The 25,355-nt window shown below is 61.2% G+C and carries 21 protein-coding genes; 7 read left to right on the forward strand and 14 right to left on the reverse strand.

All coding sequences use genetic code 11. The features are described from left to right. Nucleotides 1-44: 44 nt before the first annotated feature. On the reverse strand, nucleotides 45-1,268 hold the full coding sequence (locus tag PSCI_RS11525; RefSeq protein WP_045486648.1) for an RNA-guided endonuclease InsQ/TnpB family protein: 1,224 nt from the start codon (nucleotides 1,266-1,268) through the stop codon (nucleotides 45-47). A 286-nt stretch (nucleotides 1,269-1,554) separates the two neighbouring features. Further along, a complete protein-coding gene (locus PSCI_RS11530; protein WP_045486650.1) occupies nucleotides 1,555-2,223 on the reverse strand; it encodes a polysaccharide lyase family 7 protein in 669 nt (222 codons plus the stop codon). Nucleotides 2,224-2,543: 320 nt separating this feature from the next. On the opposite strand from PSCI_RS11530, the gene PSCI_RS11535 reads away from it, so the two are divergent. Genes PSCI_RS11535 through PSCI_RS11545 form a run of 3 tightly spaced genes read left to right on the forward strand, consistent with a single transcriptional unit; the run spans nucleotide 2,544 to nucleotide 5,540 of the window. Continuing rightward, nucleotides 2,544-4,673 carry a putative bifunctional diguanylate cyclase/phosphodiesterase gene (locus tag PSCI_RS11535; protein WP_045486652.1) on the forward strand — a complete coding sequence of 710 codons (2,130 nt, stop codon included), beginning with the start codon at nucleotides 2,544-2,546 and terminating at the stop codon, nucleotides 4,671-4,673. A 43-nt stretch (nucleotides 4,674-4,716) separates the two neighbouring features. Further along, a complete protein-coding gene (locus tag PSCI_RS11540; RefSeq protein ID WP_045486654.1) occupies nucleotides 4,717-5,229 on the forward strand; it encodes a YgjP-like metallopeptidase domain-containing protein in 513 nt (170 codons plus the stop codon). 14 nt (nucleotides 5,230-5,243) lie between these two features. Next, nucleotides 5,244-5,540 carry a winged helix-turn-helix domain-containing protein gene (locus tag PSCI_RS11545; RefSeq protein WP_045486657.1) on the forward strand — a complete coding sequence of 99 codons (297 nt, stop codon included), beginning with the start codon at nucleotides 5,244-5,246 and terminating at the stop codon, nucleotides 5,538-5,540. A gap of 3 nt (nucleotides 5,541-5,543) precedes the next feature. On the opposite strand, the gene PSCI_RS11550 is transcribed toward PSCI_RS11545, so the two are convergent. Continuing rightward, complete coding sequence (locus PSCI_RS11550; RefSeq protein ID WP_045486660.1) at nucleotides 5,544-6,002, reverse strand: GNAT family N-acetyltransferase; 459 nt, start codon at nucleotides 6,000-6,002, stop codon at nucleotides 5,544-5,546. Nucleotides 6,003-6,235: 233 nt separating this feature from the next. On the opposite strand from PSCI_RS11550, the gene PSCI_RS11555 reads away from it, so the two are divergent. Then, complete coding sequence (locus PSCI_RS11555) at nucleotides 6,236-6,973, forward strand: substrate-binding periplasmic protein (protein WP_045486663.1); 738 nt, start codon at nucleotides 6,236-6,238, stop codon at nucleotides 6,971-6,973. A 166-nt stretch (nucleotides 6,974-7,139) separates the two neighbouring features. Here PSCI_RS11555 and yccS read toward each other — a convergent pair whose 3' ends face one another. The 10 genes from yccS to PSCI_RS11605 all read right to left on the reverse strand — a co-directional run bounded on the left by yccS (nucleotide 7,140) and on the right by PSCI_RS11605 (nucleotide 20,483). Beyond that, complete coding sequence (gene yccS, locus PSCI_RS11560; protein ID WP_045486666.1) at nucleotides 7,140-9,323, reverse strand: YccS family putative transporter; 2,184 nt, start codon at nucleotides 9,321-9,323, stop codon at nucleotides 7,140-7,142. Nucleotides 9,324-9,447: 124 nt separating this feature from the next. Further along, nucleotides 9,448-10,626: an NAD(P)/FAD-dependent oxidoreductase gene (locus PSCI_RS11565; RefSeq protein ID WP_084709939.1), complete on the reverse strand. Its 1,179-nt coding sequence runs from the start codon at nucleotides 10,624-10,626 to the stop codon at nucleotides 9,448-9,450. A 161-nt stretch (nucleotides 10,627-10,787) separates the two neighbouring features. Then, nucleotides 10,788-12,167: an ATP-dependent RNA helicase DbpA gene (gene dbpA, locus PSCI_RS11570; protein ID WP_045486668.1), complete on the reverse strand. Its 1,380-nt coding sequence runs from the start codon at nucleotides 12,165-12,167 to the stop codon at nucleotides 10,788-10,790. A gap of 87 nt (nucleotides 12,168-12,254) precedes the next feature. Next, a complete protein-coding gene (mdtD, locus tag PSCI_RS11575) occupies nucleotides 12,255-13,649 on the reverse strand; it encodes a multidrug transporter subunit MdtD (protein WP_045486671.1) in 1,395 nt (464 codons plus the stop codon). Nucleotides 13,650-13,656: 7 nt separating this feature from the next. Next, the gene (locus PSCI_RS11580) at nucleotides 13,657-14,982 is read right to left on the reverse strand and encodes a TldD/PmbA family protein (protein WP_045486674.1); all 1,326 of its coding nucleotides are present in this window, start codon (nucleotides 14,980-14,982) and stop codon (nucleotides 13,657-13,659) included. Next, nucleotides 14,982-16,424 (reverse strand): TldD/PmbA family protein, encoded by a 1,443-nt coding sequence (locus tag PSCI_RS11585; RefSeq protein WP_045486676.1) that lies wholly within the window; start codon nucleotides 16,422-16,424, stop codon nucleotides 14,982-14,984. Before PSCI_RS11585 ends, PSCI_RS11580 begins: the two co-directional genes overlap by 1 nt. A 174-nt stretch (nucleotides 16,425-16,598) precedes the next feature. Beyond that, the gene (gene betI / locus PSCI_RS11590) at nucleotides 16,599-17,195 is read right to left on the reverse strand and encodes a transcriptional regulator BetI (protein ID WP_045486679.1); all 597 of its coding nucleotides are present in this window, start codon (nucleotides 17,193-17,195) and stop codon (nucleotides 16,599-16,601) included. Nucleotides 17,196-17,390: 195 nt separating this feature from the next. After that, entirely contained in the window at nucleotides 17,391-18,569 is a 1,179-nt protein-coding gene (choV, locus tag PSCI_RS11595; RefSeq protein ID WP_045486681.1) for a choline ABC transporter ATP-binding protein, read from the reverse strand. Further along, entirely contained in the window at nucleotides 18,566-19,414 is an 849-nt protein-coding gene (gene choW / locus PSCI_RS11600) for a choline ABC transporter permease subunit (RefSeq protein WP_173426713.1), read from the reverse strand. Before choW ends, choV begins: the two co-directional genes overlap by 4 nt. A gap of 121 nt (nucleotides 19,415-19,535) precedes the next feature. Further along, nucleotides 19,536-20,483, reverse strand: coding sequence for a choline ABC transporter substrate-binding protein (locus PSCI_RS11605; RefSeq protein WP_045486684.1), 948 nt, complete (start codon nucleotides 20,481-20,483; stop codon nucleotides 19,536-19,538). A gap of 484 nt (nucleotides 20,484-20,967) precedes the next feature. Between PSCI_RS11605 and PSCI_RS11610 the strand changes: the two genes are divergently transcribed. Continuing rightward, nucleotides 20,968-22,344 (forward strand): L-serine ammonia-lyase, encoded by a 1,377-nt coding sequence (locus PSCI_RS11610; RefSeq protein ID WP_045486687.1) that lies wholly within the window; start codon nucleotides 20,968-20,970, stop codon nucleotides 22,342-22,344. 451 nt (nucleotides 22,345-22,795) lie between these two features. Further along, nucleotides 22,796-23,899, forward strand: coding sequence for a GlxA family transcriptional regulator (locus PSCI_RS11615; protein WP_045486690.1), 1,104 nt, complete (start codon nucleotides 22,796-22,798; stop codon nucleotides 23,897-23,899). Between the two features lie 46 nt (nucleotides 23,900-23,945). On the opposite strand, the gene PSCI_RS11620 is transcribed toward PSCI_RS11615, so the two are convergent. Further along, nucleotides 23,946-24,206 (reverse strand): hypothetical protein, encoded by a 261-nt coding sequence (locus PSCI_RS11620; RefSeq protein ID WP_045486692.1) that lies wholly within the window; start codon nucleotides 24,204-24,206, stop codon nucleotides 23,946-23,948. 266 nt (nucleotides 24,207-24,472) lie between these two features. On the opposite strand from PSCI_RS11620, the gene PSCI_RS11625 reads away from it, so the two are divergent. Further along, complete coding sequence (locus PSCI_RS11625; RefSeq protein ID WP_045486693.1) at nucleotides 24,473-25,312, forward strand: 23S rRNA (adenine(2030)-N(6))-methyltransferase RlmJ; 840 nt, start codon at nucleotides 24,473-24,475, stop codon at nucleotides 25,310-25,312. The last annotated feature ends 43 nt before the right edge of the window (nucleotides 25,313-25,355 follow it).

Raw genomic sequence — 25,355 nt, forward strand, 5'->3', positions numbered from 1 at the left:
ATTGACATCCTCCCCGGCCTGAAGGCCGGAGATTCCTACGGCGCTCAGGCGCGGCATCGAGCCGCCCCCGAGTCGCTTCGGTGGGTTCCTGCTGCTGGCGCCATGACCTCTGCGCTCACTTCACAGGCTAACCGGGCGTGTCCCGCCCTTAGTACATTGATCGCGCCGACCACATCGGCGTTGCCTTCGAAACCACATCCCACACACCTGAACAGCGCCTGCGTCTGGCGGTTAGCCGCCGACACATGGCCGCAACAAGGGCACGTGCGGCTGGTATCTCGCGGCGGTACGGCAATCAGCCAGCCGCCGCGCCACGCCAGCTTGTAGTCCAGTTGGCGGCGGAACTCGAACCAGCCCTGATCGAGAATGGCCCTGTTCAGGCCAGACTTGGCCCGAACGTTTCTTCCCGGCGCCTCGGCCGTACCTGCCGCCGACCTGGACATATTGCGTACCTGCAAGTCCTCGATACACACCATCGCGTGGTTTTGGCTGATCGTGGTGGAGCACTTGTGCAGGTAGTCGCGGCGGGTATTGCCGATGCGCGAGTGAATGCGCTGGACGCGGGCTTTCGCCTTCTTCCAGTTGCGGCTGAATCTGACCTTGCGGCTCATCGCCTGCTGCGCTTTGCACAGCGCGGTTTCATGGCGTTTGAAGCTGTTCAGTGGTGCGTAGAACGAGCCATCCGAAAGCGTGGCGAACCGGGCAATGCCCATGTCGATGCCGACTGCCGCACCCTGCGCCGTGGGCTGCTCATCGATCTCGCGTTCGGTCTGGATGCTCACGAACCACTTGCCACACGACTGACTCACGGTGATGTTCTTCACAGTACCCAGCGTCTTGCGGCTGTTGCGGTAACGCAGCCAGCCCAGCTTTGGCAAGAACAGGCGGCTGTTGGGCTGGTCGAGCTTGATCTGTTTCGGGTCGGGATAGCGGAAACTGTCGCGCTGCCCCTTCTTCTTGAACCGGGGAAAGTCGGCTCGCTTGGCGAAGAAGTTGGTGTAGGCCCGCTCCAGATCCTTGAGGCTCTGTTGCAATGGGTGAACAGGCGCATCGGCCAGCCATGCGGTTTGCGGGCTATTGCGCCACTCGGTCAGCAACTTGCACAGGCCCGCATAGCCGAGCTTCTTCTCGCCTTGCTCGTGGCGCTCCTTCTGCAACGCCAGCGCCTTGTTGAAGACGAAGCGGCAGGAGCCCGCAAAGCGGCGCATTTGCCGCTCCTGCCGGCCGTCTGGCATGAGTTCGTGCTTGAAGGCTTGAAGTCGTTGCATGCTGCTCTTGAGCCATGAGCAATGAAGGCGACATTAGGCGCGGACGGCACGGTGTTTTCAAGGTGCATGCCCACTGGGTCTTTGTAACGAAATACCGCTGTAGAAGGGCATCTGTGTCGCCATGTTACTTCGCATCATCCTGTGGCGGTGCGTCCATCGAACAGCAGCAGACACCCCATTGCAACCAGGGACGGCTACGCCGTCCGCGCTATCCTTCCCCGCCCTGAACGGCGGGGCTTGTCGCGCCCTGATGGTCAATGAAACGGCCCGCAGATGCGGGCCGTTTTCATTTGTTATGGTCGATATCCAGTTTGTAAAAGGTCGCCTTGCCGCCTTCTGAGGTGTAGCCGGTGTTGTCCTGGGTATAGACACCGGCCTTGAAGTACAGCGGCTTGTCGCGCCAACTGGCCCCGATGTCAGTTTTCCAGTTCATGTCCCGAGCGCTGACGCTCAGTTCACCGCCACGGCTGAGGTGGATGATGTACTTGAAGCGTTCATTGAGTTCGACGCCTTCGGCTACGCGGATCACCCGCGCGGTTTTGTCGTCGAAGCGCTGACGCACCTTGGCGACGATCGCACCGGTCTGCAGCCGTTCCTTGTACTGGTATTCGACCTTGAGCATCGGTCGGGTGCTGTCCTTGGCGTGGATCTGGCCGATCACGATCTTGCCGCTGGAAGGAACCTGATTGACGGTCAGGGTCGCGCGCAGATAGTTGTCCGCCTGAGGGAATAGCCAGTTGTGCGGGGTGCCATCGGACCAGGTTTCACGCAGTTCACTGCGCGGGAACTTGGCATTGGCGGTCTTGGTGCCGGTCACTGGCGACCAGAAGAAGATATGTTCGCTGTGGGACTCGAAGTATTTACCGTCGTAACCGCGTTTGAGTTCTGAGGTTTCGACAGTTTTGGGGGGCGAACCCACCGGTATGCTGAGGTTCCATGAACCGAGATCGATCATCCGGGTTATTCCGCAAGTTGTTGTTATCTCCCGGAAAAAATTACTCAGGAGACGCGCAGCGTTTTTATACGGATATATACCTTGGTTGTTAATCGCTAATTGGAATGAAAAATGGAATCAATCTGCTGGCAACGGGTCTGTGAAGCACGAGTCTAGAGGGCTTGGGCGGATATACCGTTAGTCGGCTGGAAATGACTTTTGTAATGGCAATCCGCTTGCTTGCTTACCCTTTTGCCGAGACCGGTCTACAGTGAAGTCACTTTGCCGACTGCCAGCTGGCGTCGGGTATTGGGACCAAGAGATTCGAAAAGAGAAGTTGCATGGAACGCGCTCAAGATAATTCCAATGATAGCGCTTCGGTCTTATTGGTCGTCGATGACTATCCTGAAAACCTCGTGACGATGCGCGCGGTGCTGCAGCGCGCTGACTGGTGCATCGTGACCGCCAGTTCAGGGTTCGAAGCATTGAATGTTTTGCTTGAGCGCGAAGTTGATCTGGTGCTGCTGGATGTGCAGATGCCCGGCATGGACGGCTTCGAGGTCGCGCGGCTGATGCGTGGCAGCCAGCGAACCCGTCTGACCCCGATCATTTTCCTGACCGCCAACGAGCAATCCCAGGAAGCCGTACACAAGGGCTATGCCAGCGGCGCCACTGATTATCTGTTCAAGCCGTTTGACCCCAATGTCCTCAAGCCCAAGGTTCAGGCGCTGCTGGAGCAGCAGCGCAATCGTCGCGCATTGCAAAAGCTGACCCATGAACTGGACGCCGCCCGGGCATTCAACGAGTCGGTGCTGTCCAACGTGGCCGAAGGCATTGTGGTGGTTGACGAAGCCGGGGTGATTCGCTTCGTCAATCCGGCAATCTGCCGTTTGCTCGATGCCAGCGAGCAGCAACTTAGTGGCTCTTCATTGCTCGACCATGTCTGCGAGCCGCAGTCCGGGCATTGGCTGGAGTCGGGTTTTCATACCTACTACCGCCGCAACGAAACCTGGCGGGTGCACGATGCAACCCTGCTGACGCGCACTGGCGGCCATCTGCCGGTGACGTTCTCGTGTGCGCCGCTGCCCTCCGAGCAGGCCGGCATGGTGCTGAGCGTTCTCGACATGTCGGTAGAGCGCGACCTGTACCGGCAACTGGAGCAACAGGCGGTCACTGATGCGCTGACCGGGTTGCTCAACCGCCGCGGCCTTTACAAGGCTGTGGAGAACATGTTGCAGCGTAACGAACGGACGCATCGTTGCCTGGCCGTGTTGTACCTGGATCTTGATGGGTTCAAGCGTATCAACGACTCGCTCGGCCATCAGGCCGGCGATCAGGTATTGCTTTGGGTGGCCGGGCAGCTGCGTGAGTGCATGCGTCCTTACGATGTGCTGGCGCGCATTGGTGGTGACGAATTCGCTGTAGTAATAGAAGGTCTGGAACACCCCGAACAGGCAGCCAAGGTCGCGGAAAAACTCATCGAACGGGTATCGGTTCGTCGGCATGTCGATGGTATCGACGCCACGCTGGGGGTGAGCATCGGTATCGCGACCCATCCGGCCTGTGGCAGTAACCTTGATGAGTTGCTGCGGGTGGCCGATACCGCCATGTATGAAGCCAAGCGTGCCGGGCGCCAGCAATACCGTTTCTACGACCAGAACATGAATGGCCGTGCCCGGTCGCGGCTCATGCTTGAAGAAAGTGTGCGTAACGCTATCGAAGACCGGCAGTTCTCGGTGCTTTATCAGCCGCAGGTGCATGTCGCGGACGGTCGTTTACGAGGGTTTGAATCCATTCTGCACTGGCAGCATCCGGTGGTTGGCGACGTGCCACGGGATCTGTTCATGCCATTGCTGGAGGAAACCCGGCTGATCAACCGTCTCGGTGACTGGATGTTCGATCAGAGTGCCGAGCAGCGCCGCGCCTGGGGCCCGCTGTTCGACGCTGATCTGGTGGTGAGTGTCAGCATCGGCCCCGCGCAGTTCTGTCTGCCCAACCTGGCGGCGCAGCTGCAGGCGGCGATGCAGCGCCACGGGATCAATGCCGGGCAGATCGAAGTGGAAATCTGCGAGCGCTCGCTGCTGCATAACCTCGCCCACAGCCGCAAGCAATTGGGCCAGTTACATGATATTGGCGTGCGCGTGGCCCTGGACGATTTTGGGGTGGGCGACTGTTCGCTGTTGCACCTGCGCAATCTGGAACTCGACACCCTCAAGCTCGACCGGCACTTTATCGCTACCTTGCTGGACTCACCGCGAGACGCGGCAATGGCACACAGCATCATCGAGCTGGCGCGCAACCTTGGCATTCTGGTCATGGCCGACGGTGTCACGACCCAGGCGCAACTGCACTGGCTGAGCGAAAACGGCTGCCAATTGGTGCAAGGCCCGTTGCTGGGTGCGCCGATGGGCGTCGAACAGGCCGGTCAGTTGCCCCGTCAGACGAGCCTTGCTGCGTTGTGCGTGCGTTGAGTGGTGTAGACTGCAGCGCTCGATCCGCTACCGCTATTTTGTGATGACCAGCAGTCCTCAGCCACCACTCAAGTACCTGCAAGCCTACCCTGCGACCCTGCAGGATCAGGTGCGTCAGATGATTGCCCGACAGCAGTTGGGCGACTACCTGCAGCAGCGCTATCCAGGCCGTCACGCTATTCAGAGCGACAAGGCGCTGTATGCCTATGCGCTGGAACTGAAAAACCAGCACCTGCGCAATGCCCCGCCGATCGACAAGGTGCTGTTCGACAACCGTCTGGACCTGACCCATCGGGCGCTGGGCCTGCATACCACGGTGTCACGGGTGCAGGGCGGCAAGCTCAAGGCCAAGAAGGAAATCCGCGTAGCCTCGCTGTTCAAGGAAGCGGCCCCTCAGTTTCTGGACATGATCGTGGTCCATGAGTTGGCGCACTTCAAAGAGTCCGAGCACAACAAGGCGTTCTACAAGCTTTGTGAGCACATGCTGCCCGGTTACCACCAACTGGAATTCGACCTGCGCGTCTATCTGACCTGGCGCGATCTGCAGGCCGGCTGAGACGAGAACCCGGCATGGACGTGAGCAAGACCAAAAGCAGCTTCTACCGGCGCCTTTACGTGGCCTGGCTGATTGACAGTGGCCAGGCCTGCAGCGTGCCGGCCCTGACCGAAGCCACCGGCATGCCCCGGCGTACCGCGCAGGACACCATTGCGGCACTGGCCGATCTGGATATCGTTTGTGAGTTCGAACAGCGCGAAGGTGCCCGGCATCAGGCCGGTGATTATCGTATTCATGATTGGGGGGCGATTGACCCGTGCTGGATCGAGCGCAATCTGGCGGGCATCAAGCAGGTGCTGGGTTATCCGTAGTGGTTATTCCAGGTCGCGGCGCATGCCGATATGCGCGATACCGTCTTCCAGATACACCTCGCCCACGGCATTGAAACCATAGCGGCTGTAGTAGCCCTGCAGATGGGCCTGCGCCGATAGATAAATGGGTTGGTCCGGCCATTTGCGCTCGGCCTGTTCAAGGGCCTGGACCATCAACTCATGGCCCAGCCCCTTGTTGCGGATCGTCGGGGCTGTCACCACCCGGCCAATGGTCACATCGCCGCCCTGCTGGATCGGGTCCAGCAAGCGCAGATACGCCACCAGCTGGCCTTCCTGCCAGCCCATCACATGGCAGGTGTCACCGATCAGGTCCATGCCGTCCACATCCAGATAGGCACACTGCTGCTCGACGACGAACACCTCGGCACGCAGGCGCAGCAGCGAATAAAGCTGCTCTATGCTCAAGTCGGTATGGTGTTTGCAGATCCATTTGATAGACATGTCGCTGACTCGGAGAAAAACCTGAACAGGATTCTAAACCCATCGGACGGTATTCCCAATAAAACCCTCTGCCACCCGCTGTCTGGCGCGTTGTGTGGCGCAGGGTAAAGGGTGCTTGCCTGTTTCACTGTGAGTGGATCGGTAGCATCTGCACAGCTGAGGCGGGCGTCGCATCGAACAGTGATGAGTGGATTGGAAGCGTTATGGACGACAGGCCCCTTCAGGTATCGCGCATGCGGCGATGGATTCGAATCATGGGAGTGGCGGGGCTGCTGTTGATAAGCGGGGCCAACGCCGCCGAACGTCTGCGACTGGTGGCTGACCCTTGGGCGCCATTCACTGACGTCAATTTGCCCAATGGCGGTCTGGCCACCGATATTGTCAGCACTGCGCTGGCCCGGGCGGGTTATGTCACCAGTTACGATCAGGTGCCTTGGGCCCGAGCCATACTCGGACTTGGCGAGGGTCGCTACGATGTCTTGATCAATGCCTGGTACACCGATGAGCGCACGCGTATAGGTCACTTTTCAGGCGAATACCTGCTCAACCGGGTCCGTTTTCTCAAGCGCCGGGACGCACCGTTCGACAGCTGGACACCCAGCATGCTGCATCGCTATCAGGTCGGTGTGGTGCGCGGTTATGCCTACTCGCCGGGGTTTGACGCCGACGCCCAGGTACGCAAGGTGCAGGTACAGAACTTCTCGATCGCGGCGCGGATGCTCGCCGCCGGGCGCATCGACCTGATTCTCGAAGACGAATACGTCGCCCGCAATCACCTGGCGCTGGAAGAGCCCGATGTCCGTGATGCGCTGGAGTTTCTGGCCCAGCCGCTGAGTGAAAACAGCCTGCACATTCTGGTCAGTCTCAAACGCCCCGATCATGCCCGTGTCGTGGAGCGCTTCGATGCGGCGATTGCCGCGATGAAGGCCGACGGCAGCTATTACGAACTGTTGCGTCGGCACGGCTTCTGATCGGCGCTCAGAGGGTGTTTACAAAATAGGCGAACGAAGGCAAGACAAGGCGAAATCGAACGAAAAAGCGCTGTGTACATAAGTACATGAGCATTTTGACCGGGCTGGCGATCCAGGCCGATTTCAACGCCGTATTGCCGAGTGCAGCCATTTTGTAGAGATCCTCTCAGGCCGGCTCCGGCTGCTTGACCAGGTGCGCGGCCAAGGTGCGCAGTGGCGCCAGTTGCCGGCAAATCAGCGCCAGTTGGGTCTGTACCAGGCGCTGGCTTTCTTCCAGTTCATCGGTGACTTGCTCAAGCTCATTGGCCAGTGCTTCTTCAGCGTCGCTCTGGACGGCGACCGGCTGACGTTCGGCCAGACAGCGGGCAATGTCTTCGATGCTGGCTGCCAGGGTTGCGCCGGCGCCATCGATCAGGTGCTCATGGACCGTCGGCGGCAACTGGGTATCGCGGTGCGCACCCAGGCCCGACAGGTAACTGAGCAAGGTGTGCGACAGCACCAGAAAGCGAAAGCCCACATCGGCTTCCTTACGAAAATGCCCAGGCTCCTTGAGCATGTTGGCCAGCGTGGTAGACAGCGCCGCGTCGGCGTTGTGGGCGTTACGCCGGGCCAGGCGATAGGCCAGGTCGTCGCTCTTGCCCTTGGCGTACTGCTGCATGATCTGGCGCAGGTAGACGCTGTTGCAGGCCAGGGTATTGGCCAACACCTTGTTCAGCCGCCGGCCCTGCCAGTCAGGCAGGAACAGGAACACCGCCAGGCCCGCAATCAGGCTGCCGAGCAGGGTATCGAACAGGCGTGGCAACAGCAGCCCGTAACCGTCGCCAACCTGATTGAAGCAGAACAGCACCATCACCGTGATGGCAGCGGTCGACAGGGTATAGCGGGTGGTGCGATTGACGAAGAACACCACGCCGGCCAGTACCGCGCACATCGATTGCAGAATCGGACTGGTGACCAGGCCGAACAGCGCCCATCCCGCGACCAGGCCAATGGCGGTGCCGATGATCCGCTGGCCCAGCTTGATCCGCGTGGCGCCATAGCTGGGCTGGCAGACAAAGACCGTGGTCAGGATGATCCAGTAGCCGTTGGCCGGATGAATCAGATGCACCATGGCGTAGCCGACCGACAGCGCCAGCGGCAGGCGCAGTGCATGGCGAAACAGCAGTGAGGTCGGCGTCATCTGCAGGCGCAGGCGGTTCCAGACATCCTTGAGGTTGCGCGGTGAGCGGTCCAGCAGGCTGCTGTCGCTGGCATCGGCCAGGGCGTCGGGATTGCTGGCGTCACTGATCAGGCGGTCCAGGGTTTCCAGGTTGGCAGCCAGCGCCCGCAGCGAGCGCAGCAGGCTGCGCCAGGCCGGGTTGCTTTGCAGGCGCAGGTGCTCCAGCGAGGCGCGCAGGTCTTCCATGGCCTCGGCAAAGTTGGCGTCATAGATAAACGGCTGGCGCATCTGGATTGATTCGGACAGTGCCTGGCAGGCCGAGCCTTGCTGGCGTAGCAGGCGCTGGCAGCGAAACAGCACGTCGCTGTGAAAGAATGCGTCGGTCAGCGCGTTGTAGGGGTAGTGCGACGAGCTGGCGCGCTCGTGGATGTCCTGGGCAATAAAGTACAGCTTCAGGTAGCGGCTGACCTTGGAGCCGGGCCGGTTGCTGCCGACCCGGTGCAGGATGATCTCTTTGGTGGCATTGAGTGCGGCGACGACCTTGCCGTTCTGCTGCGCCAGCTCCAGGCGCCGGGCCTCGATATCCAGGCCGCGAATCGGTTCGAACAGGCTCGACTTGAGCTTCAGGTACAGGCCCAGCTCGCGAAACAGCCGGGCCAGCGCCTGCTGGACGGGCTGGTTGGAGAACAACAACTGCCAGAGCACCGACAGCAAACCGTACCAGGCCGCGCCGGCCACCAGCAGCATCGGTTCGTGCCAGAAGTCCAGCACCTCGCCGCCGCGCTGATCGACGCCGATCATGGTGTACACCGACAGGATCAAGGTGCCGTAGGCAATCGCGCCATAGCGCTCGCCAAGGGCGCCGAGCATGGTCAGGCAGAAGCTGGCCAGCGCCAGGGCAATGGCAAAGATCCATGGGTAGGGAAACAGCAGCTCGACGGCCAGCGCGGCGATGCTGAAGCACACCAGCGTCACGGCCAGGGCGTTGAGCCGGCCCTGCCAGTTATCGTCGGTCTCGGCCAGGGCGCAGGCGATGATTCCCAGAAACAGCGGAATCAACAGGCCCATCTCATTCTGATACCAGCACAGCGCCATGCTGCCGGTCAGGGCGATAAACACCCGGATGCTATAGGCAAACTTGTCCTGCGCCCACAGGCGGCGGAAGGTATGACTCAGGGATTTCGATGCCATGAATGCGCTGACAGCCTTTTTCGCGAGTGCAGATGGATATTTACAGCGCCGCAGGCAAGCTGTACATCCGCATTAGCAAAATATATTCCGGTTGGTTCGGTTGCGACCTGGCTGCGACACCGTGTCACACATACTGCGCTGCCGCGTAACCGGACGCCCAGGCCCACTGGAAATTGAACCCGCCCAGGTGGCCGGTCACGTCCAGCACTTCACCGATGAAGTACAGCCCTGGCGATTTCAGTGACTCCATGGTCTTGGATGACACTTCGCGGGTGTCGATACCACCCAGCGTCACTTCCGCCGTGCGATAGCCCTCGGTGCCGGCCGGCACCACTTGCCAGTCCGCCAGTTTTTCGGCGATCGCGGCCAGCTCGGCGTGGGGGTACTGCTTCATCGGTCTGGAGCTGAACCAGTGATCGGCCAGCAGGTTGGCCATCTTCTTGGTGAACACCTCGCCCAGCAGGGTTTTCAGCTCGCTATTGGGCCGTTCGGCTTGTTGCTGCTTGAGCCATTCATGGGCATCGCGGTCGGGCAGCAGGTTGATGTGTACCGTGTCGCCAGGTAGCCAGAACGAGGAAATCTGCAGCACTGCCGGGCCGCTCAGGCCGCGATGGGTGAACAGTATGTTTTCGCGAAAGCTGACATCGTTGCAGCTGACCAGACAATCGACGGAGGTGCCGGACAACTCGCTGCACAGGGCCTTGAGCTGATCGGTGATAGTAAATGGCACCAGGCCGGCACGGGTCGGCAGCAACGTGTGGCCGAACTGCTCACCGACCTGATAACCGAAGCCGGTGGCGCCCAGGGTCGGAATCGACAGGCCGCCGGTGGCGATGACCAGTGAGGCGCAGTCCAGGCGTCCGAGGCTGGTCTGCAACCGATAGCCTGTGTCGGTCTTGTCGATCTTCTGCACGGCGGTGTCCATGTGTAGGCTGGCACCGGCCTGCTGGCATTCATGCAGAAGCATTTCCAGAATGTCGCTGGACTTGTTGTCGCAAAACAGCTGGCCGAGCTTTTTCTCGTGGTATGGCACGCCGTTGCGCAGCACCATGTCGATGAAATCCCACTGCGTGTAGCGCGCCAGTGCCGACTTGCAGAAGTGCGGGTTGTGCGACAGAAAGTTGGAGGGCTCGGTGTACATGTTGGTGAAATTGCAGCGCCCGCCACCGGACATCAGAATCTTCTTGCCCGGTTTATTGGCATGGTCGATGACCATCACCCGCCGTCCGCGAGCTGCGGCAGTCAGGGCGCACATCAGGCCGGCGGCGCCGGCGCCGATGATTACAACGTCAGTAACGGACAACGAAAGATCCTCGTGAATAGATGGGCAGACGCCGTTGCAGCAGACCTGTCCCGGCTTTTGTGGGAGGGGCCGGCCGGCGCCCCGGTCTGCCCGCGACAGGGTGTGAGCAGTCGCCAGCAGAGCTGCCTCCCATAAGTCGATGGCCAGAGGTTGCGGTGCGATCAGATGATTCGCACGCGCAGCGATTTGCCCTTGATCTTGCCTTTGTTCAGGCGATCGAGCGCCTGCTGGGCGACGGCGTGCTCAACGGCGACATACGACTGGAAGTCGAAAATCGCGATCTTGCCGACCTGTTTACCCGCAATGCCCGCGTCGCCGGTCAGGGCGCCAAGAATGTCGCCAGGACGCAGTTTGTCCTTGCGGCCCGAGGCAATGCACAGGGTGGTCATCGCCGGTTGCAGGCGAGCGCCGCCCTTGGTGGTCAGGGCGTCGTACTGTTGCCAGTTCAGTGGCGTCTTTTGCAGCGATTCGATGGCTCGCGCACGAGCACTTTCCGGCGGTGCAACCAGGCTGATCGCCACGCCTTTTTCGCCTGCGCGGCCGGTACGCCCGACCCGGTGCACGTGGATTTCCGAATCGCGGGCCAGCTCGACGTTGATCACCATGTCCAGCGCATCGATATCCAGGCCGCGTGCCGCCACGTCGGTGGCCACCAGCACCGAGGTGCTGCGGTTGGCGAACATCGCCAGCACCTGATCGCGGTCACGCTGTTCCAGATCACCGTGCAGCGCCACGGCCGACATGCCCTTGGCGGTCAGATGGTCGACCACTTCCTGGACCTGCTGCTTGGTGAAGCAAAAGGCCACGCAGGAGGCCGGCTGGAAGTGATTGAGCACCCGCACTACCGCTTCAAGACGTTGCTCGGGGGCGATCTCGTAGAAAATCTGCTGGATCTGGCTGTCGGCGTGCAGGGTCTGGACCTTGACGATCTGCGGCTCACGCATGAACTGCGCGGCCAGTTGCTTGATGCCGGCCGGGTAGGTAGCCGAGAACAGCAGGGTCTGGCGGCGCTCAGGGGTGTGTTCGACGATCTCGGTAATGGCTTCGATAAAGCCCATGTCGAGCATCCGGTCGGCTTCATCGAGCACCAGGGTGTTGACGCCGTCGAGCACCAGCGAGCCTTTGCGCAAGTGCTGTTGAATACGTCCGGGCGTGCCGACGATGATGTGTGCGCCGTGCTCCAGCGAGCCAATCTGCGGACCGAACGGTACGCCGCCACACAGGGTCAGCACCTTGATATTGTCTTCGGCGCGGGCCAGGCGACGAATCTCCTTGGCCACCTGATCGGCGAGTTCGCGGGTCGGGCACATGACCAGTGCCTGACAGCCGAAAAAGCGCGGGTTGATCGGTTTGAGCAGGCCGATGCCGAAGGCTGCGGTCTTGCCGCTGCCGGTCTGGGCCTGGGCGATCAGGTCCAGGCCCTTGAGAATCACCGGCAGACCCTGCGCCTGGATCGGCGTCATCTCGGCATAGCCCAGCGACTCCAGGTTGGCCAGCATGGCGGCAGACAGCGGCAAGGTATTGAAAGCGGTTTGTGTCACGACGGCAGGACCTGCAAAACAAAAATGTCGCGCAGTGTAGCAAATCACGAGGTCGCGTAGGAGCGGCTTCAGCCGCGAAGGGCTGTCCTACGCCTTGCGCCCCGGAAGCTGCAGGAAGATCCCCGCCGCCAGCATCGACATCACCCCGACACTGAGAAAGGTCAGCTGGAACGCACCCAGCACGCTGTTGGCTTCGCCACCACTCACGTCGCTGCTGAACCCGCCCAGCAGCGCTGCTGCACAGGCCACGCCCAGGCTCAGGGCCAGTTGCGCGACCACTGACAACAGGCTGTTGCCGCTGGCCGCGCTGGCATCGTCCAGGTCGATCAGGGTCACGGTATTCATCGCCGTGAACTGCAGCGAGTTGACCGCCCCGAGCAGCGCCAGATGCACCAGCAATACCCAGTACGGGGTCTGCGCATCCACCAGCGCCAGGCTGGCCAGCAGTATGCCCAGCAGCAGCGTGTTGCCGGTGAGGATGATCCGGTAGCCCAGCGCGTCGATCAGCCAGCGCGCGATGGTCTTGGCGAACATTCCTGCGGCCGCCAGTGGCAGCATGCTCATCCCGGCCTGGGACGGCGAATAGCCCAGCGCGACTTGCAGCAGCAAAGGAATCAGAAACGGCAGCGCGCCGCTGCCCAGGCGGGCGAACAGATTGCCGAGGATACCCACCGCGAAGGTCCGGGTGCGAAACAGTGTCGGCGAGAACAGCGGTGCCTCGACATGCCCGGCGCGCAGCCAGTAAGCGGCCAGACAACCCATGCCGGCAAACAGCAACAGCACCACCCGCATGTGTGGCAAATGCAGCTCGCCCAGCCCTTCCATGGCGGCGGTGATCAGCAGCATGGCGGCGCCGAACAACAGGAAACCCAGCGTGTCGAAGCGCGTACGCCCGCCGCCGGGGATGTCCGGGATGTAATGCTTGACCGCATAGCAGCCGAGGATGCCCACCGGAATGTTGAGCAGGAAAATCCAGTGCCAGCTCATGTACTCGACCATCCAGCCGCCCAGGGTCGGTCCCAATAGCGGACCGAGCAGGGCCGGGACGGTGATGAACCCCATGATCCGCACCAGCTCCGAGCGCGGGTAGGCACGCAGCACGATCAGCCGGCCGATCGGTAGCATCAGCGCGCCGCCCAGCCCCTGGATGATCCGCGCCCCGACCAGCATGTCCAGGGTCCATGACACGGCGCAGAGCAACGAGCCAATGCTGAACAACAGGATCGCGCTGAAGAAGATGCGCCTGATACCAAAGCGGTCAGCGATCCAGCCCGAGGCGGGAATCAGCAGCGCGATGGTCAGCATGTAGGCGATCACCACCGACTGCATGCGCAGTGGGTCTTCCTTCAGTGACTGGGCCATGGACGGCAATGCGGTGTTGAGAATGGTGCCGTCCAGGCTTTGCATGAAGAAGGCGATGGCGATCACCCACGGCATCCAGCGCAGGGTCTTTTCATCCAGAACAGGTGTCGATGTGCTCATGCGCTCCTTACAGCGTCAGGGTCAGGCGTTTGATCAAGGCGCCGGGCAAGCGGGTCGAGGATGTCTGGCGCTGCTCATAGGTGCTGGTCGACAGAATCAGCTCGCGTTCCCGGGTCAGGGCTTCTAGCTGATCGCCCAGCATGCTGTAGGCGCTGTCGTCGAAGCGCATGGTATTGACCGGTGCACTGATCCGACCGTCCTCGACCCAGAAGGTTGCGAAGCGGGTCATGCCGGTCATGCGCGCAGCGGGCTGGTCGGAGAAGTTCAGGTACCAGAGGTTGCCGATGTACAGGCCGGTGCCGAGCTGCTGAAGGATATCTTCCTGGGCCAACTCGCCAGCCGCCATGCTCAGCGCGCTGGGCCATTCGCCGCCGTTGGCGCCGTTGGCAGGCAATTGGTATTCGGCGGCGCTACTGGAGTCCACCAGGCGCTCGCCGGCCTGGCCGGCGCTGATCAGGCCCAGGTCGCGGCGCGGGTAGCCTTCGCCGGAGAACGCTGGCGACAGCGAGCCGCTGACGTGCTCATTCAGGCTCACCAGCGGGCTGAGGTGCGCCTCGCCGTCGTACAGGCGTTGCAGCGGGCTTTGTTTGCTGGCGATGGCCTGTGCCGAGAAGCCACCCCAGGCCAGCATGCTCATGATTTCGTCCAATGCGGCGGGCGCCAGATAGGCGCGGTATTGTCCGGGCGCCAAGGTGATTGCCGGCAGGCCCAGGTACTGCAATTGCTCGCGAGCCTGTTCGAACTGGCGGACGCAGGCTGCGTTGTCCCAATGCAGCCCTGCATAGTTGGCTTTTACCGCCTGGCCGTTGGCATGGAACAGGCTCCAGTCGAAGTTGAAGCTGTTGGCCTGATGCCAGCCCAGGGCGCCCCAGGAACTGGCAAAGCCGCGGTAGATGGGGCCGGCGGCATAGATACCGACCAGATCCAGGCCACGGGCCATTTCGCTGATCTGCGCCACTACGCTGCTGCTCTCTGGCAATGGCGTGGTTTGCCAGCTCTCGGTACTCCAGGCTTCGGTATTGGGCAGCAGGTACGGGTCGACAGGTAGCAGTGGCAAGGTTTCGCGCAACTGGCGCAGCGCCTGTTCCAGACGCAGACGGTCCTCTGTCGGGGCGTCAGCCAGGGTCAGGCTGAGGTCGGCATGGCGACCGTCGTGGATCAGTTTGAGGCTGACGCTGGCCTGTTGCACGTGCCCGGCCTGACGCACCTGGCCGTGATTGAAACGGATGAAGTCCGACGCCTCGGCGTCATAGCTCAGGGTGAACTGCTCAGCGCTCTCGCAACCGGCCTTGAGCACGGCCACCAGGGCTTCGAATTGTGCTTGGCGGTCCATCAGGCGTCTCCTCCGAATACATCTACATCACTGAATACGCAGGCCGGTGAAGCATGACCAACCCGCACCACCTGATTGGGTTCGCCCTTGCCGCAATTGGGCGTGCCCAGCACCTCGAAGGTACTGGCGTCGCCCACCGCACTGAGATTGCGCCAAAACTGTGCGGACACGGCCCGGTAGTTGGGGTTCTTGACCACGCCCTTGAGCTGGCCGTTTTCGATCAGTTGTCCCCATTCGCAGCCGAACTGGAATTTGTTGCGAGCATCGTCGATGGACCAGGAGCGGTTGTTGGACATCAGGATGCCGTGTTCGATACCGCCGATCAGGCTGTCCAGCGACTGATCGCCTGGCTCGATATTCAGGTTGGCCATACGATCGATGGGCGCGCGGTTCCAGTTACAGGCGCGGCTGTTGGCCACCCCCGGCAGGCCACTGCGCTGTTGCGACAAGGCGCCGCCCAGTGGCCGCTCCAGCAGACCGTTGCGAATCAGGTAGTGCTTGCTGGCCGGTGTGCCGTCGTCGTCATGGCTGTAGCTGGCCAGTTGTTCGGGTATCTCCGGGTCAAAGGTCACGTTGAGCAGGCTGGAGCCATACTGCAGGGTGCCGAAATCTGACGCCTTGACGAAGCTGGTGCCAGCGTAATTACGCTCATCACCCAGGATGCGGTCCAGTTCCAGAGGATGACCGATCGATTCGTGGATCTGCAGAATCATCTGGTCGGGCATCAGTAGCAGGTCCCGTGCACCACTGGGGGTATTGGGCGCCAGCACCAGTTGCAAGGCTTGGTCGGCTACCCGTGGGGCTGCGCCGGGCAAGCCGCAACGCTGGATGATTTCGGCGCCGCCCTGCTGGCCGAAGTTGCTGCCGCCCAGGCTGCGGGTCTGGCTGTCGTGGCCGTCCCATGCAGTGACGCTCAGGCCCGGATAAACAAAGCGCTGGGCCTGACGCAACTGCGCGCCGGCGCTGTTGAGGTAGATCTGCTCCAGGGTTTCCAGGCCCAGACTGGCTCGCCAGTCGACCAGACGCTGGTCTTTGGGCACGCTGGCCGATTCGTCGAGCAGCAGTTGCAGGGCGTCGCCCAGCGCGGGAAACGCCTGGTCCAGATGTGGCGACAGGTAATCGGCCTGGGCACTGGAGACCGGTTGTGCGCTGAGGTCGAGCAGCGCATGCGGCGCCAACTGGCGGGCCAGCGCTTCGGCGCGCTCCAGCGCCGCCTGCAAACCCTGTTGTGACAGGTCGTGGGTCGCCGCGTAGGTTTCCACGCCCGCCAGGCGTACGGTAATCATTGCCCCCTCGTCCTGACCCAGCGACAACGGCTGGGCGACGTTGCGGCGTACCGAAAGGTATTGATGGGTACGTTTTACGTGGCGAATGGAAAAGAACGACGCTTCACTGCGCAACGCCGCGAAGCGCTGCTTGAGGATGGCGTGGAAGTCGAACATGCGGCGCAGGCTCCGTTAAAGGCGTTTTGCTTCTATATGGCCAGATTAACCCGCCTCATTGGCAGAGGCGAGCCTGCGCGCAGCAAACACGGGGCCCTGTAGGAGCAGCTTTAGCTGCGAAGCTTCGCTGCTAAAACTGATCGCCGCCCGACGGATCGCCGCCCGAGCGCTCCTTCAGGCTGTCGCTGCCTTGGCCAGTTGCATATCCAGATACTCGAACGCGATGCGCTGCGCCTGCTCGGTATCGAACCCATCACCCGACAGCGCGCCGCGCAGCCACAGGCCATCGATCAGGGCTGCCAGGCCGCGGGCGGCGCTGCGTGCCTGATCGACAGGCAGGGCACGGCGGAACTGCCAGCACAGATTGGAGTACAGACGATGGTCGTTGATGCGTTGCAGGCGATGCAGCGAGGTGTGGTGCATGCTGGTGGCCCAGAACGCCAGCCAGGTTTTCATCGCCGGGCCATTGACCTGGCTGACGTCGAAGTTGCCTTCAACAATGACCCGCAGGTGTGCTCTGGGGCTATCGTCGACAAGGGCCTGGCGACGCGCCGCCGTGTTGGCGCTCAGAGCGTTCATCAGATGGCGCATGGTGGCCTCGATCAGGCCATTCTTGTCTTTGAAATAGTGGCTGATGATGCCGTTGGAGACACCGGCCAGACGCGCGATCAAGGCGATGCTGGCGTCGCCCATGCCGACCTGATCAATCGCGGCCAATGTGGCCTGGATCAGTTGTTGGCGACGGATGGGTTGCATACCGACCTTGGGCATGGGGCGGGGTCTCCTGGGTCACAGTGACGAAACGGCCCCGCAGTCTAGTTATTTTTCTCCGGTCGATAAATCATTAAAAACAGTAGGGATATGAAAAAAGCCGCGAACTCCGAGGAATTCGCGGCTGATTTCAGGCTACTTGCAACTCATTCTCAGCTGTTATGCCCTGCGCACGGTGCACAGGGCAGGTGGGCATCAGCCGTGGTTTTTGCCCAGCAAGGCGTGATACAGCTCGGTGTCGCCGAGAATCCCCACCACCCGGTTACCGTCCTGCAGGACCAGCTTGTTGCCGGTCTGGTAACGAATCTGCAGCGCGTCACGCATGCCGATGTTGGAGTCCACCAGGGTCGGGATACGCTGCAGGTCCGCGACGTTCTGACCAGGCTGCCAGTTCTGTACCGAAATCGGTGCGGCGCCCTGACGTACGCCTTTGATCACATTGCCTTCGGCCAGATCAATCCAGGAATCGCCACCCGGATCCAGGCATACCGAGCCATTGATCCGCTTGCAGTTGTCCAGGGTGCGCATCAGGCTGCGCCCGCACAGCACGTTGAGCGGGTTGGTGTGGGCAACGAAATTGCGCACATATTCGTCGGCCGGGTTGAGGACGATTTCTTCCGGCACGCTGTACTGGATGATCCGCCCGTCTTTCATGATTGCGATGCGGCTGCCCAGTTTCAGCGCTTCGTCCAGGTCGTGGCTGACGAAGACAATGGTTTTGCTCAGCTTGCTTTGCAGGCTCAGCAGTTCATCCTGCAGGCCCTGGCGAATCAACGGGTCGAGGGCCGAGAAGGGTTCGTCCATCAACAGAATGTCGGCGTCCATTGCCAGTGCACGGGCCAGGCCGACACGTTGCTGCATGCCGCCAGACAACTCATCGGGCTTCTTGTTGCGCCATTGGGTCAGGCCCACCAGTTCGAGTTTCTCATCGACCAGTTTGCGCCGCTCCTTTTCCGGTCGTCCCTGCATTTCCAGGCCGAAGCTGATGTTCTCGCGCACAGTCAGCCAGGGCATCAGGGCAAACTTCTGGAACACCATGGCGATACGCTTGGTGCGCATCATCTTCAACTCGGCTTCGGTGCAGTTGGCAATGTCGATTTTCGAGCCTTCGTGCTCCACCAGCAGCGAGCCGCGGCTGACCGTGTTCAGGCCATTGATGCAGCGCAGCAGGCTGGATTTGCCCGAGCCGGACAGGCCCATCAAGACGCAGATCTCGCCCTTGTTGATATCCAGGTTGGCCTTTTCGACGCCGACGATCTGACCCAGCTCCTGGAGGATTTCGCCGCGCGTCTTGCCCTGGTCCAGCAGTTTGAGTGCGGCACGTGGGTCCTTGTTGAAAATAACGTCCACGTTTTCGAATTTGATGATGCTCATGCGTCGGCTCCCACCTTGGCTTCAGGCTGTTTGCAGATACGATCGAGCATGATGGCCAGCAATACGATCGCAAGGCCGGCTTCGAAGCCAACCGCGATATCGGCAGTGTTCAGTGCGTTGACCACAGGTTTGCCCAAACCGTCGGCGCCCACCAGGGCGGCGATCACCACCATCGACAGCGACAGCATGATGCATTGGGTGATACCGGCGGCGATGCTCGGCATGGCATAGGGCAGTTCGATACGGGTCAGCAACTGGCGACGCGAAGAGCCGAAGGCCTTGCCGGCGTCGAGCAGTTCCTGAGGGACGTCGCGAATCCCCAGATAAGTCAGGCGCACCGGTGCGGCAATCGCAAACACCACCGTAGAGATCAGACCGGGTACCACGCCCAGGCCGAACAGGGTCAGGGTCGGGATCAGATAGACGAAGGTTGGCACGGTCTGCATCAGGTCGAGAATCGGTCGGATGCAGGTGTAGAACCAGGGCTTGTGCGCGGCAATGATGCCCAGCGGCACGCCGATGATCACGCACACCAGGGTGGCGAACAGCACCTGGGCGAGGGTTTCCAGAGTTTCTTGCCAATAGTGCAGGTTGAGGATCAGCAGGAACGACAGAATCACGAAGACGGTCAGGCCCCACTTGCGCTGGATGAAGTGGGTCAGGGCGGCGATCAGGCCGATCAGTACGTAAGGGTTGAACCAGGCCAGGGAGAACGTCAGGCCGTGGATCATCATTTCAAGGCTGTAGGCAATGGCGTCGAAGTAGTTGGCGCCATGGCGAATCAGCCAGTCGACAAAGGCGGAAATATACTCGCCCAGGGGGAGCTTGTGATCGGTCAACATGATATCGGGTGTCCGCTTGCGGGTGCCTTTGAAAATGACCGGCGTTGCCACTGCCAGGGATTTTCAGAAGCACCTTTACGTGAAGATTGAATGCGGCAGGCCCGGAGAGCCTGTGCTCTGGGTACTACTGGGTCAGCTTGGCCCTGGCGGCTTCCAGACCCGGTTTGCCGTCGACGGTGGTAACGCCGGACAGCCAGGTGTCGAGCACCTGCGGGTTGGCTTTCAGCCACTGCCTGGCGGCCGCGTCAGGTTTTATCTTCTCGTCCAGCACCTTACCCATCAGGGTGCTCTCCATGTCCAGCGTGAACGATAGATTCTTGAGCAATTGGCCCACGTTGCTGCATTGCTCCGTGTAGCCCTTGCGCGTGTTGGTATAGATGGTTGCCTGGCCAAAGTTGGGGCCGAAGAAGTCGTCGCCGCCGGTCAGGTACTGAATCTTGAAGCGGGTGTTCATCGGGTGTGGTTCCCAGCCGAGAAACACCACGTCGCCGCCTCTGCGGTTGGAGCGGTCGACCTGCGACAGCATGCCGGCCTCGCTTGACTCGACCACCTTGAAACCGGCGTCTTTCAGGCCGAAGGCATTCTTGTCGATCATGCTCTGGATCAGGCGGTTGCCATCGTTGCCCGGTTCGATGCCATAGATCTTGCCGCCCAGTTCGTCTTTGAATTTGACGATGTCGGAGAAGTCTTTGAGGCCCTTGTCATACAGCGATTGCGGCACCGCGAGGGTGTATTTGGCGTTTTCCAGGTTGGCCCGGACGGTTTCGACTGTGCCGGCTTCGCGGTAGGCCTTGATGTCGTTTTCCATGGTCGGCATCCAGTTGCCGAGGAACACGTCCATGTTCTTGCCTTCGGCCAGCGACTTGTAGGTCACCGGCACCGAGATCATGGTGGTCTTGGTCTTGTAGCCGAGTGCTTCAAGCACCTCACTGGTGACGGCGGTGGTCACCGTGATGTCGGTCCAGCCGACGTCGGAGAAGTTGACGGTATGACATGCCTGGGGTTCTGCAGCGTGGGCCAGCATCGGCAAACCGAGGGTGGCGACCAACAGCAACGACGTTGAACCTTTCATGGGGGAGCTCCTGTGATCTTTTTCTCATCGTCGTCCCGTCTGCGGGGATGACGTGGCTTCTTTGGGCGCAGGCTTCTTGAGAAAGCCCATCACGGTGCCTTGCGATCGAGTCGGGTCGATCATCTACCAGCAAAAAACAAACGCCTACAGGGGGCGTCGTAACCAGTGCGGGAGGGGTCGCATCCAGTGTGTGCGACGTCGTTTCCAGTTTCTTTGGCGTTGTCCGGGCCTCTTGCGGATACCTGAAAGCGCCTGACAGCCTCGGTTTTTAAGCTCTATTGCGGGGCTTTCAGGTGGCGGCGTTGCTGAGCATGAGTGCGTCGGTGTGGGACGGCGTGCAATGGCTGAAAAGGCTGATGATTTGGCCATAACAGCGAACTGCAGTGGCTGGTGTACGCCAAATCGGCAACAGATCCAGCGTAGCAGCTACGCCCATAAAAGCGCCCCGGCGCTAATAAAGACCTGATGATGGAGCTTGGCGACAATGGCAATCAGCGTGTTTGACCTGTTCAAGATCGGCGTGGGACCTTCCAGTTCACATACAGTAGGGCCGATGCGCGCCGCCGCGCTGTTCGTCCAGGGTTTGCGTGACAGCGGCAAGCTGGAGAGCATCGAACGCATCGAAGTGCGCCTGTACGGTTCGTTGTCAGCCACCGGCGTCGGCCACGGCAGTGATAATGCGGTGATTCTCGGCCTGATGGGCCAGTGGCCGGATGCTATCGATCCGGCAATGATCGGCCCGGCCATCGACACCCTGAAAAGCACCGATACGCTGATGCTCGATAGCCGCCTGCCGATCTCGTTCGTGTGGTCGCGGGACATGCTGCTGCTCGACGAGAACCTGCCGTTTCACCCCAACGCCATGACCCTGATTGCCGAAGGCCGGGGCGGCGAGATCTATCAGGACACCTACTACTCCATCGGTGGCGGTTTCGTGGTCGACCAGGTTCAGGCCGACAGCGGCGAGATGGACGGTGATCGCACCGAGCAGCCCTACGAATTTTCCAGTGCCCGGGAACTGCTGCAGTTGTGCCGCCAGCACGGTCTGCGGGTGTCCGAGCTGATGATGGCCAATGAAAAAGTCTGGCGCAGTGAGGCTGAAATTCGCGCCGGGATCATGAAGCTGTGGGCCGCCATGCAAGAGTGCGTGGATAACGGCCTCAAGCACGACGGCATTCTGCCCGGCGGGCTCAATGTGCGCCGCCGGGCGGCAAAGCTGCACAAGAGTCTGCAGGAGCTGGGCAAGCCCAATGTGATCGGCTCGACCCTCAACGCCATGGAGTGGGTCAATCTGTTCGCCCTGGCGGTCAACGAGGAGAACGCCGCCGGTGGGCGGATGGTCACCGCACCGACCAACGGCGCGGCCGGGATTATCCCGGCGGTGCTGCATTACTTCGTCAAGTTCAGCCCGGACGTCAATCAGAGCAATGTGGTGGATTACTTCCTCGGTGCGGCGGCCGTAGGCATCTTGTGTAAAAAGAACGCCTCGATCTCCGGTGCCGAAGTCGGCTGCCAGGGCGAGGTCGGTTCGGCCTGTGCCATGGCGGCGGCGGGGCTTGCCGATGTGTTGGGCGCCACACCTGAGCAACTGTGCAACGCCGCAGAAATCGGCCTGGAGCACAACCTGGGCCTGACCTGTGATCCGGTCGGCGGTCTGGTGCAGGTGCCGTGCATCGAGCGCAATGCCATCGCTGCGGTAAAGGCCATCAATGCCGCACAGATGGCGCTGCGCGGTGACGGCGAGCACTTTATCTCTCTGGATCGGGTGATCCGCACCATGCGTGACACCGGCGCGGACATGCACGACAAATACAAAGAGACCTCGCGCGGCGGCCTGGCGGTCAGTGCCGTCGAGTGTTAACCGCAGCTTCGATCGATCGGGGCCTGTTTCACGGATGAGTCCGCTCCTGCGCAGGGCCGCAGGAGGGGCTTGAGCCCCGACGCATAAGCGGCGCGCCGGCTCTGCTCACTTTTGGCTCAGGGCGGCGCAATGACGCCTTGTTTCAGCGCAAAAAGACCTTCCAGAGTGTGCGGGTAGTGACACTTGTCAAAGCCCCACTGTTTCTTGCCTTGTCCGAGTGCTACCGAATTGCTCAGTGGTTCCAAGTGATTTGCGAGCCTGTCGCATTTGAATATGCAGGTCGCTGTCGTGGTTACGCTTAGCGACGTCGCTTTTGGGTTTTTTGTCGTTCACAGACAAATTCAGGCATGGGAATTGCGATGCATTTGGTACAGCCCTGCAATGCGTAGGGCAATAAGAATGAGAGCCTCCAGTGAGGCCACCTACCGCTCAAGTGCGAGGAGATTCCGTGATGACTTCGTTCAATGCCGGGGCAGCCCCCCAGAACCGCGCTCCACAGTCCATCGGCTTTTTGTTGCTCGATAATTTCACGCTTATTTCCCTCGCGTCGGCGGTCGAGCCGCTGCGCATGGCCAACCAGCTGTCGGGTCGCGAGCTGTATCGCTGGACCACCCTGAGCCTTGATGGCAGCCAGGTCTGGGCCAGCGACGGTTTGCAGATCACTCCCGATGCGGCGATGCACAAGGCACCGGCCCTCGATACCGTGATCGTCTGCGGCGGTGTCGGCATCCAGCGCACCGTAACCCGTGAGCACGTCAGCTGGCTGCAATCCCAGGCCCGTCAGTCGCGGCGTTTGGGTGCGGTGTGTACCGGCAGCTGGGCGCTGGCTTGCGCCGGCCTGCTCGATGGCTTCGATTGCAGCGTGCACTGGGAATGTCTGGCCGCGATGCAGGAGGCTTTCCCGCGGGTGACCATGAGCACCCGCTTGTTCACCCTGGACCGGAACCGCTTCACCAGCTCCGGTGGCACCGCGCCGCTGGACATGATGCTGCACCTGATCAGCCGTGATCACGGTCGCGAGCTGTCGGCGGCGATCTCGGAAATGTTCGTCTACGAACGCATCCGTAACGAGCAGGACCACCAACGCGTGCCGCTCAAGCACATGCTCGGCACCAACCAGCCCAAATTGCAGGAAATCGTCGCGCTGATGGAGGCCAACCTCGAAGAGCCTATCGACCTTGACGAGCTGGCGGTGTACGTGTCGGTGTCGCGCCGGCAACTGGAGCGGCTGTTCCAGAAGTACCTGCACTGTTCGCCATCACGCTACTACCTCAAGCTGCGCCTGATCCGTGCCCGGCAACTGCTCAAGCAGACGCCGATGTCGATCATCGAAGTGGCTTCGGTGTGCGGGTTTGTCTCGACGCCGCACTTTTCCAAGTGCTATCGCGAGTACTTCGGCATTCCGCCACGCGATGAGCGGGTAGGTTCCAACACTGCCCAGCAGGTTTCCATGCTGCCGATCCCGCAGGCCATGGTACTGGCGCCGCTGTCCGGGCCGATGTCGGCGCTCAACCAGGCGCGCAACGAGTCGACCTTCGCCAGCGTGCGTATCTGACAATCGCCCCCGGTTGTGTCAGGCAACCGGGGGCGATGTCGGTCAGTCAGGCGTGGGTTTGTTTGTAGGCCACCAGCGCCGGCAGCAACTGTTGATCAATGGCCTGGCGCACCGCCGGCAGGATGGTCGCACTGCCGGCCAGCATGCTTTCAACCAGTTTGCGCAACGCGATCGCGCGGTCATCGGTAAGGCCGCGCACTGCCTGGGCACAGGCCTGCTCCGGGGTCGCACCTGAGGGCGTTTCAAAGCCCAGCGCCCTGAGTTTGCCGATCAGGTCGTCCTGGTCAATCAGGTCTGCGTGCATCATGGCGTTGTTCCTTCGACAGGGTGGTAACTGATTCTGGTAGGCCTTCACAGCCTGGGCAAGGGCTTGTAGAGGTGATGGCAGGATTACCTAAGAACAGGTCGTTTTCGGCTAACTCCTGTTTCAGCAGCCAGAGCAGACTGAAATCCTTCGACGTGTACTCTACAAGGGCTTGGTCACCCGATGTCACGTTCGGTCCCCGGTTTTGTGACGGCTTTACCGGGGTTTTTCATGTCTGGTGTAAACTGGGCGGCCTTCCAGGAGCTGCCATGAATTATCGTCACGCCTTCCATGCCGGCAACCATGCCGACGTCTTGAAACACATTGTTCTCACCCGGCTGATTGCGCTGATGTCGCGCAAGGAGCAGCCGTTCGCCTACATCGACACCCATGCCGGGATCGGTCTGTATGACCTGCAGGGCGATGAAGCGACCCGCACCGGTGAGTGGGTCGCAGGCATCGGCCGCTTGTGGGAGGCCACTGACCTGCCTGCGGCCGCGGCCGGTTATATGGATGTATTGCGGCACATGAACCGCAAGACCGGCGAACTGCGCTACTACCCAGGCTCCCCTGAGCTGGCCCGGCGCCTGAGCCGTGAGCAGGACCGCGTATTGCTTAATGAAAAGCACCCCGATGACGGTGCGCTGCTTAAAGACAACATGAAGTTCGACCGCCGCGTGGCGGTGCATCTGGGCGAAGGCTGGCACGTGCCGCGTGCGTTGCTGCCGGTGCAGGAAAAGCGCGCGGTGATGCTGATCGACCCGCCGTTCGAGCAACTCGATGAACTCAAACGCTGCAGCGTAGCGCTCAAGGAGGCCATCGGGCGCATGCGCCAGACCGTTGCGACCATCTGGTACCCGATCAAGGACCCGCGCCAGCTCAAGCGTTTTTATCAGGACCTGGCTGAAACCGGCGCGCCCAAGCTGCTGCGCGTGGAACTCTACGTCCACCCCCTGGAAACCCAGGCCAGCCTCAACGGCTCCGGGCTGGCCATCGCCAACCCGCCGTGGGGGCTTGAAGAAGAGCTGCGCGAGTTGCTGCCCTACCTGGCCGAAAAGCTGGGCCAGACCCAGGGCGGCTGGAAAATGGATTGGTTGATCGCGGAGTAGGACCGGCCGGGCGACGCCAAGGCGACGGGCGATCTCCTGCTGC

Origin of the sequence: Pseudomonas sp. StFLB209 (genome assembly GCF_000829415.1) — a bacterium.
Lineage (GTDB): Bacteria > Pseudomonadota > Gammaproteobacteria > Pseudomonadales > Pseudomonadaceae > Aquipseudomonas.